The organism is Cellulosimicrobium sp. NPDC057862 (assembly GCF_042797035.1).
Taxonomy (GTDB): Bacteria; Actinomycetota; Actinomycetes; order Actinomycetales; family Cellulomonadaceae; genus Cellulosimicrobium.
This window is the reverse complement of the sequence record NZ_JBHVMH010000036.1, coordinates 1-9,074: the sequence shown is the minus strand read 5'-3', so window position 1 is coordinate 9,074 and position 9,074 is coordinate 1. Positions and strand designations below refer to the sequence as shown.

Below are 9,074 nucleotides of genomic sequence, written 5' to 3'. Positions count from 1 at the left end.
CCGCAGCCCCACCGAGTTCGAAACCCTTCACACCGCCGCCGACCTCGCGGCATGATCAACCAACAGAACCTGTCCGGGAAACCGGGTCAGGCTCCTGAAGCTCAGCGCCTCGGGTATCGCGACGCTCGCACGCTCGAGCGTGACGCGCCGCTGATCGTCTGCCGTCCGGTCGTGCCACATGAACGGCCCGACCTCGGCCACCTTGCTCCAATCAGCAACGGCCGACTCCAGCCGACGAGCAAGATCGTCGAGATCCACGCGGGGCTTCACACCTCACATCCTCGCCCAAGACTGTTGGGAGACATGACCTAGTACCGGGTTGTGGTCGGCGGCACCGTGGCGGCGGTCAAAACGGAGGCATCCCGGTGGACTCGGGCAGCGCACCGCGGTGGGGACACTCGGAGGCGCCGAACCGATAGCGGAGCACAGGAGGTCGGTGGAGGTCCGGGTCAAGGGTGGCCGCAGGCCATCGCGCAGCGACGCCGCAGGCGCCCTTGACGCGGACCGGAGCCGGCCGGATGCTCGGCTGTCGGTACGGGGCCGGGCGCGCGAGGGTGCAGCTGCAGCACGATGGCGAGAGGGCGGCTGCGGTCGTCTTAGCGTCACCCTCCGGACTACCCTTCGAACCCCATGCCGGCTCGCCACACGAAGGAAGGCGCGATGGTGCCCGACCTGTACGACTGGTCGAACCCGGAGCAACCCCCGGACATGCTCACGTACGTGGAGGAGACTCCCGGGCTCACGCTAACTGAGTACACGTCCTACGCACCCCAGGTCTTCGACGGCACTCTGGACGGCGTGCACTTCTACTTCCGCGAGCGGTTTCACGAGTGGCAAATCGAGCTTCTCGCACCTGGCGTTGATCCGGCCGTTGCAGATGGCGAGGTCATCGCGACGGGCAACGCCGTCCACACGTTCCGGTTCAAGGACTCACCCCTGTCGCGCCTCAGGTTCGTCGTGGACAGCGTGCGCGAGCACGTCATGCGGCAGTCCTGCTCGCACGACGGCGCTGGCCGGTACTGCCCGATGTGCGGCGCTCGGATGCACCACGAGGCGGGCGAGGGCGGCGACTGACACGATCGTGACGCAACGTGGCGCGGGCGGTTCCGGGAATGGCTTCCGGGGCCTTCGTCCTGCTGGATGGGCGGCCGGACGGGTGGGGTGCGCAGAGCGAGCGCAGCGAGCGGAGCGCGGGGCCCCGCCCGGTAGGCCGACCCCGCGCGGCGGAGCCGCGCCTTGAGCCAGTCAGGAAAGTCCTCACGAGGCATCTGCTGCCGAGCATGTCCTGTGCCAGGTGATGTGCGACATCGCCACGCCAACTGATGTGCGACGTCGGGATTGATGCCGGCCTTCCGCCGGGCACCTGTGGGCAGGCGTTCTGGCGGTGCGGTTCCTCTGAGATTGGTGCGCGGAGGCCGCCTTTGTCGAAGACCTCCCACAGCGGGAGGATCCTGGCGTGCTCAGCGACGGTGAATGGCGTCTTGTGGAGTGGGTCGAGGGCCCTGCGGCCCAGCGTCGGTCTGTGCTCCGCGAGTTCCGCGAACGGCATCCTGAGTTCGAAGGGCTCAGCGACGACCTCCTGCGGATCGATACCGTTTGTGGGCGAGATGGGATCACGCGGCTACGGTTCATGGTTCGAACCAGTCCGTCGCCGGAGAAGAAGCGCAACTAGTCACGCCTCCATCAGCGGAGCGACGACGTGCGCCCTACGCCCATGATGTTGCAGTGGCGACACGAGTCCGAGTACAGAACCAGGCGCTGACGACACAAGCTGGTCCTGGACGGTGAGACCCGAGTCGGCCCCCACACCACCACGAGCACCCGGTGCGCAGCATCAAGACCAACGGCCGCGGCGCACGGCGCACGGCGCACGGCGCACGGCGGCAGCCTGAGCCTCTCAGCGGTGCGCACCCGCGTTCGCAAGCCAGGCGGTTCCAGCATCGGTGAGCCGCCACCGAGGACCAGTCCCCGTACTGAGTTCCTCGATGCGGCCCTCCGCAGCGAGCCGGCGGCATTGCCGCAGGATCCCGCGGGAATGCCCAATGCCGCGATGCTCCAACTCCAAATCGATCGCCCTGGTATCTGCCGGGCCGGTGCCGTCACGTATCACGGAGAGCAAGTCAATGTCAGGGACGACCCAGTCACCGGCAGCGACTTGCGCGCTGGAGACCTGGCGAAGGCGCGTGCCGCACAACTCCTCGATCCGCGCCAGGAGCGCGGACGGCACCAGATCTCCAGGCTTACCACGCGCGACGACGTGGATCCGGGTGGGCTCTTCACGATGCCCGACGTCACGGCCAGCCATGAATTCCAGAAGGTAACCGGATCCTCAGCCAGGTCCCCTCATCCGGAGGAAGCACCCCCGAGTCCGGCACGAGATCGACGTCGAAGATGTCCGCGCAAGCCCTCGTCGTCCTGCTTCCGTGCCCCAGACCGGGCATCATCGCGCGATCCTCGCAGACGCCACAGCGGTCCCCACAAACCCGTAGCACCCCGGACAAGCGGCCCGCGGCCCGCTCAACCCCTATTTCTCCAAGCCCAGACGTCCGCATCAGTTGGCACTCCGATGTCGCACAGGATTCGCGACCAGCTCCGGCTGACGCAGGCCGGCATCGGAATTACGGCGACCCGCACAACTTCCGGCAAACGGTCGCGACACAGGCCGACTCCACGACAGTCGCGAACGCCACCGCATAGCTCGGTCACGCCGACGAGGCCACCACGACACGGCACGACGTGAGGCGCACGCACGTCGCCCCGAACCTGCGCGTCGTCCTCGACCAGCTCGTTGCTCGGGTGCCTGAGAAGGACATCCAGGAGGGCAAGGGCCGTGAGAACGGAGGGCCGGGTACGACGAAGGGCCCCGCAGCCGCGGAATCTCGCGGGTGGGGCCCTTCGGGTGGCGGTAGCGGTGGGATTTGAACCCACGGTGGACTTTCACCCACACACGCTTTCGAGGCGTGCTCCTTAGGCCGCTCGGACACGCTACCTTCGCCGGGAAACCCGGCCCAGGAAGGATACCTGGTCAGACCCCCGGACACCGAATCGGCCGGTCAGGCCGTCCGATCCGACGCCCGGAGGCCCGGCGTCACGACCCGCCGAGCGCGTCCGCGAACAGCGGCGTGACGTTGTCGATCGCGTAGATCACGGCCGTGGGCGTGCCGAGCGAGAAGGCGTTGGAGAGGTCCTTGTCGTCGAACACGACGTAGCGGCCGTCGGCGACGGACGGCACGGTCTGGAAGATCGGGAGCGCCTCGACGTCGGCAGCGGTGAAGCCGATGGGCTGGATCACCGTGAGGTCGGCGTCGAGCAGGCCGACGTCCTCGGTGCCGAGGGTGGCGGAGAACTCCTCGCCGGCGGCCTCGTCGATCTCGGGCTTGGTCTCGAACCCGAGACCCTGCATGAACTCGCCGCGGCTGGACGTCGAGACGTAGGCGCCGAACCCCTCGGCCCAGTACGACCCGATAACGGCGGTCTTGCCCGCGAACTCGGGGTGCTCGTCGCGCGCGGCGGCGAACGCGTCGTCGACCTCGGCGAGCAGCTCGTCGCCGGCGTCGCTGCGCCCGAGGGCGGCGGCGATCATGCCGACCTGGTCCTCCATGGGCGTCAGGTAGGCGTCCCCACCCTCGGGGATGGCGACGGTCGGGGCGATCTCGGAGAGCCGCTCGTACCGCTCGGGGTCGCCGGACGACTTCACGTCGAGGATGACGTCCGGGTCGAGCACGGCGATCTGCTCGTAGGACGGCTCGAGCGTCCCGATGATCTCGGGCGACTCGTCGTACGCGCCGTCGAACCAGGGGCCGACGCCGTCGCCGCCGAACGCGAGCCAGTCGCTCGCCCCGACGGGCTGGACGCCGAGCGCGAGGGCGGTCTCGGCGTCGCCCCAGCCGAGGGCGACGACGCGCTCCGGCTCCTCGGGGATCTCGACGTCGCCGAACGCGGTGGGGATCGTCACGGGGAAGGCGTCCGCGGCGCCGTCGGCGCTCTGGCTGCCCGACGGCGCGGCGTCGCCCGAGTCGTCGCCGGACGAGCACGCGGCGAGCGCGAGGACGGCGAGCGCGGACGTCGCCGCGAGGGCGCGGCGTAACGTGGTGGTGCGGTGCATGGGACTCCTCAGTCCTCGAAGATCTGGCCGACGGGCTCGCGCTTCTCCGCCTGGAAGCGGTCTTCTGCGCGGCCGTAGGCCCAGTAGCCGGAGAGGGAAAGGTCGGCGCGCGGGACCCCGCGCTCCGCGAACACGCGGCGCAGTGCCTTCATGGCCTCGCGCTCGCCGTGCGCGAAGACGTGCACGCGGCCCTCGCGCCACGGGAGGTCGGCGACGGCGTCGGGCAGGAGCGTCGTCGTCCCAGCGGGCGCGTCGCCGCGCAGGAGCCAGGAGACCTCGACACCCGCGGGCGCCTCGAGCGGGAGCCGGTCCGCCTCGGTGCCGACCTCCAGGACGGCGTGCCCGACGGCGTCGCGCGGCATGGCCTCGAGCGCGGCGGCGATCGCGGGGAGCGCGGAGTCGTCACCGGCGAGCAGGTGCCAGTCGGCCTCGACGTCGGGCGCGTAGCCGCCGCCGGGGCCGGAGAAGACGATCCGGTCGCCGGGCTTCGTGCGCGCTGCCCACGGCCCGGCGAGGCCCTCGTCGCCGTGCACGACGAAGTCGATCGCGAGCCGCTGGGCGGCCTCGTCGACCCACCGCACGGTGTACGTGCGGGTGACGGGCAGGTCCTCCGGCGCGAGCGTCTCGCGCAGCGCCGCGACATCGTAGGGCGGCTCCAGCCCGAGCTCCGGCTTGGCGAAGATGATCTTGACGTACTTGTCGGTGTGCTCGTTCGTCGTGAACGCGGCGAACCCGTCGCCCCCGACCACGACCCGCACGAGGTGCGGGGAGAGCCACGCGGTCTCGAGGACCTCGAGGACCGTCTGGGGGCGGGCGCGCCGCGGCGCGGGCGCGGTGGTGGTCGACATGACAACCTCTCGTCGGGGACTTAGGTGAGGCTAACATCGCCGCCTGTACGCGCGGTCGTGACCCCGGTCACGCAGCCGCGAGCGCCGCGGCGACCCGCGTGAACTCCGGGCGACGCCGGGCCGGACGGGACTCATACACGCACCCTGTGCCCTCCACAGCGACCGCACAGACTCCCCCGGCGGAATGGGAACGTCCTCGACCACGGCGCCCAGCGCCCCGGCACCCGGAGGCCTCGTGTCCCAGCCCGTCCTGTACCTCGTCGACCTCGTCGCGGTCACCGTCCTCGCGTTCGGCCTCTACTTCCCCCGGCACCGGCGGCGGGACCTCGTGGTCGCGTACCTCGGCGTCAACGTGGGGGTGCTCGCGGTCGCGGCGACGCTCGCGACGAGCAGCGTGGGCGCCGGTCTGGGGCTCGGGCTCTTCGGGGTCCTGTCGATCATCCGGCTCCGCTCGACCGAGCTGTCGCAGACGGAGGTCGCCTACTACTTCGCGGCCCTCGCGCTCGGCCTCCTCGGCGGCCTCGGTGCGACGACCGGCTGGCTCTCCCTCGCCGGCATGGCGCTCGTCGTCGGCGTGATGGCTGTCGTCGACCACCCGCGGGTCCTGCGCCGGGCGCAGAGCCAGAGCGTCGTCGTCGACCGCGCCCTCACCGACCGCGCCGAGCTCACCCGCTACCTCGAGGAGCTCCTCGGCGCCGAGGTCCGCGGCGTGAGCGTCCAGCGCCTCGACCTCGTCAACGACACCACGTGGGTGGACGTCCGCTACACCGAGCCGCGTGCCCGCCGTCGGGCGACGGCGGTGCCCACCCGGGCGGCCGCCGCGCCCCTCCCCGTGCCCGACGCCGCGCTCCCGGCCCCGCGCGAGGCCGCGCCCTTCGCACCTCTCACCCAGGCGACCGCACAGGCGGCCCGGCCCGAGCGGACCGAGGTGCGCGCATGAGCCCCCGGACCGTGACGGCCGACGACCGGGTGCGCGCCGTCCTCTACCCGCTCGACGGCGTCGGCCTCGACGAGCTCGTCGATGCGGCCGCGCTGCTCACCCGGGTCGACCGCAAGTACGTCCTCCCGGTCGACGACGCCGTGGCCGTCCTCGACGACCTCGCCCGCGCGACCGCAGCCCGCGTCCTCGAGATCGACGGCGCCCGCAGCGCGGCGTACGAGTCGGTGTACTTCGACACCCCCGACCTCGCGTCGTTCCGCCTCACGGCGACGCGCCGCCGTCGGCGGTTCAAGGTCCGCACGCGGACCTACCTCGACTCGGGCACGAGCTTCCTGGAGGTCAAGACCCGCGCCGCGCGCGGCACGACGCTCAAGCAGCGCGTCGCGCACGACGAGTGCCCGACCGCGCTCGGCGACGGCCGCACGTTCGTCGGTCGCACGCTGGAGGCCGAGGGGATCGACGGTGGGTCGCACCTCGCGCTCTCGCCGGGGCTCGTGTCGCGGTACCGCCGCACGACGCTCCTGCTCCCCCGGCCCGACGGCGCCGCGCGCGCCACGATCGACACGGGCCTCACGTGGGGGCTCGAGCAGCGCGGGGCGCACGCGCCGGCCGCCTGGTCCGTCCCGCACCTGGTGGTCGTCGAGACGAAGGGCGGCTCGACGCCGTCGGACCTCGACCGCCTGCTGTGGCGGCACGGCCACCGGCCCGAGCGGATCTCGAAGTACGGCACCGGCCTGGCGCTCCTGCGACCCGACCTGCCCGACGGCCCGTGGCGGCGCGTGATCCGCCGCCATCTCGCCCCCTCCCCCGGCGCCACCGCACCCGCGGGGACCACGACCCCTCCCGCCCGTACCCCCGGGCACGACGACAGGAGCCTCTGATGCGCATCCGCCGACCCCTGACCTACCTCACCGCCGCTGCAGCGGCCGCCATCCTCGCGGGCTGCTCCGTGCTGGGCAGCGCCGCGACCACGGACACCACCTCGACGGACACCACCGAGACGACCACCACGAGCGTCGTGTCCGACGCCGTCGCCGGGCTGACCCCCGACGAAGCCCGCGCGGACAACGCCGAGGTGACGGTGGACGACGCCGACCTCGCGTACGACGAGTCGTCGGCGGTGGCGGTCACCCTCGACGGCGACACCGCCACCGCGGACGGCGACGGCGTGACCGTCGACGGCTCGACCGTGACCATCACCGCCCCCGGCACGTACGTGCTGAGCGGCACGCTGGAGGGGCAGGTCGTCGTCGACACCGCGGAGGACGGACTCGTCCAGCTCGTGCTCGACGGCGCCGACATCACCTCGACGACGAACGCCGCCGTGAACGTGCAGGACGCGGAGAAGGTCGCTGTGGTCCTCGCGGACGGGTCGACCAACAGCCTCACCGACGCCGAGACGTACTCCGCCCAGGACGCCGACGGCGAGCCCGACGGCGCGCTGTTCTCGACGGCCGACCTCGTGATCGGAGGCGACGGGGCGCTCAGCGTCACGTCGCACGCGAACGACGGCATCGTGTCGAAGGACGGCCTCGTCATCGCAGGCAGCGAGCTGACGGTCGACGCGGGCGACGACGGGATCCGCGGCAAGGACTACCTCGTCGTCACGGGCGGGACGCTCGACGTCACCGCCGCGAAGGACGGCCTGAAGTCGACCGAGGACGGCGACGAGACCCTGGGGTTCGTCGACGTGCGCGGCGGGACGGTCACCGTCGCGTCGGGCGACGACGGCGTGCAGGCCGTCACCGACGTCATCGTCTCCGGCGGGACGCTGTCCGTGACCGCCGCGGACGGTGCCGGTGCGACCGTCGCCGAGGACGCCTCCGCGAAGGGCCTCAAGGGCGACGTCGGCGTCGTGCTCGGCGACGACGCCACGGTCACGGTCGACGCCGCCGACGACGCGCTGCACTCCGACGGCGCCGTCTCCGTCTCGGGCGGGAGCGTCGAGCTGTCGTCCGGCGACGACGGCGTGCACGCCGACGGCGACGTCACCGTCTCGGGCGGCGACCTCACCGTCACGACGTCCGTCGAGGGCATCGAGGGCGCGGCCATCACGATCTCCGGCGGGGACATCGACGTGACGGCGACCGACGACGGCCTCAACGCCACCGTCGGCTCGACCACCGACGACACGACGACCGGCACCGAGGGCTCGGCGGGCGGTGACGGCTCGACCGGCGGTGACACCGCGGCCGGCGGTGACACCACGGCCGGGGTGGCGCCCGACGGTGCCGCACCCGACACGTCCGCGGACGGCACGATGCCCGAGCCTCCGGACGGCGCCGCAGCCGGCGGCACCCCGCCGGAGATGCCGGCCGACGGTCAGATGCCGGAGCCCCCGCAGGGCGGCGAGCTCCCCGACGGCACCGAGATGCCCCAGGGTGGCCCCGGGGGCGCAGGCGGCGGCATGGGTGGCGGGATGGACACCGACGACGGCTCGACGCTGGTGATCTCCGGCGGCACCCTCACCGTCGATGCCGGCGGCGACGGGATCGACTCCAACGGGTCGCTCGCCGTCACGGGCGGGGAGGTCGTCGTCCAGGGCCCGACGAACGACGGCAACGGCGCGCTGGACGTCAACGGCACGTTCACGATCAGCGGCGGGTCGCTCCTCGCGGCGGGCAGCGCGGGCATGGTCGTCGTGCCGGCGACCGACTCGGAGCAGGGCTGGATCGCGGCGAACGTCTCCGCGAGCGCCGGCGACACCGTCACCGTCACGACCGCCGACGGGACCGTCCTCACCGAGTACTCGGTCACCAAGGACACCGCCAACGTCGTCTTCTCCTCAGGCGACGTGACGACCGGCGAGACCTACACGGTGACCACCCCCGCCGGCTCGGTGACCACCGTCGCCGGCGAGTGGACCGGCGGCGGCATGGGCGGCCGGACCAGCGGGGGCCGCCCGGGCACCCAGGACGGCACCACGGCCCAGGACGGCGCCACCGAGTCCTGACCCGCCCCGACCCCGACGCTCTGCCCGGCGGCCACCACAGGCCGTCGGGCAGAACGCTGCCCGGCGACGGAGGCCGTCGTCGTCCGTCAGGCCCGCCTGGTCGGGTCCGCGGGCGGTCGCCGGGTGAGGGCCGACCAGGGTGAGACGACGCCGGGCGGGGTGGGTGGTGGTGCCGCGTCGTGGCGGGCCTGGCGGGAGCCGCGAGGAACGAGCGGCGGATGGTAGACG

The 9,074-nt window shown here is 72.3% G+C and carries 7 protein-coding genes and 1 tRNA gene; 4 read left to right on the top strand and 4 right to left on the bottom strand.

The genetic code is table 11. The features are described from left to right. Window positions 1-27: 27 nt before the first annotated feature. Window positions 28-270, bottom strand: a complete 243-nt coding sequence (locus ACFVN3_RS20745; RefSeq protein ID WP_378234855.1) for a hypothetical protein — start codon at window positions 268-270, stop codon at window positions 28-30. Between the two features lie 390 nt (window positions 271-660). Between ACFVN3_RS20745 and ACFVN3_RS20740 the strand changes: the two genes are divergently transcribed. After that, a complete protein-coding gene (locus ACFVN3_RS20740; protein ID WP_378234853.1) occupies window positions 661-1,074 on the top strand; it encodes a hypothetical protein in 414 nt (137 codons plus the stop codon). A 1,826-nt stretch (window positions 1,075-2,900) separates the two neighbouring features. Here the strand turns inward: ACFVN3_RS20740 and ACFVN3_RS20735 are convergent. The 3 genes from ACFVN3_RS20735 to ACFVN3_RS20725 all read right to left on the bottom strand — a co-directional run bounded on the left by ACFVN3_RS20735 (window position 2,901) and on the right by ACFVN3_RS20725 (window position 4,953). Further along, window positions 2,901-2,990, bottom strand: a tRNA-Ser gene (locus ACFVN3_RS20735). A gap of 98 nt (window positions 2,991-3,088) precedes the next feature. After that, window positions 3,089-4,105, bottom strand: coding sequence for an iron-siderophore ABC transporter substrate-binding protein (locus ACFVN3_RS20730; RefSeq protein WP_378234852.1), 1,017 nt, complete (start codon window positions 4,103-4,105; stop codon window positions 3,089-3,091). 8 nt (window positions 4,106-4,113) lie between these two features. Continuing rightward, window positions 4,114-4,953 carry a siderophore-interacting protein gene (locus tag ACFVN3_RS20725; protein ID WP_378234851.1) on the bottom strand — a complete coding sequence of 280 codons (840 nt, stop codon included), beginning with the start codon at window positions 4,951-4,953 and terminating at the stop codon, window positions 4,114-4,116. 235 nt (window positions 4,954-5,188) lie between these two features. On the opposite strand from ACFVN3_RS20725, the gene ACFVN3_RS20720 reads away from it, so the two are divergent. Genes ACFVN3_RS20720 through ACFVN3_RS20710 form a run of 3 tightly spaced genes read left to right on the top strand, consistent with a single transcriptional unit; the run spans window position 5,189 to window position 8,846 of the window. After that, window positions 5,189-5,893 (top strand): DUF4956 domain-containing protein, encoded by a 705-nt coding sequence (locus ACFVN3_RS20720; RefSeq protein ID WP_378234850.1) that lies wholly within the window; start codon window positions 5,189-5,191, stop codon window positions 5,891-5,893. Beyond that, on the top strand, window positions 5,890-6,774 hold the full coding sequence (locus ACFVN3_RS20715; RefSeq protein ID WP_378234849.1) for a polyphosphate polymerase domain-containing protein: 885 nt from the start codon (window positions 5,890-5,892) through the stop codon (window positions 6,772-6,774). Before ACFVN3_RS20720 ends, ACFVN3_RS20715 begins: the two co-directional genes overlap by 4 nt. Continuing rightward, on the top strand, window positions 6,774-8,846 hold the full coding sequence (locus tag ACFVN3_RS20710; RefSeq protein WP_378234848.1) for a carbohydrate-binding domain-containing protein: 2,073 nt from the start codon (window positions 6,774-6,776) through the stop codon (window positions 8,844-8,846). The genes ACFVN3_RS20715 and ACFVN3_RS20710 overlap by 1 nt, the downstream gene beginning before the upstream one ends. The last annotated feature ends 228 nt before the right edge of the window (window positions 8,847-9,074 follow it).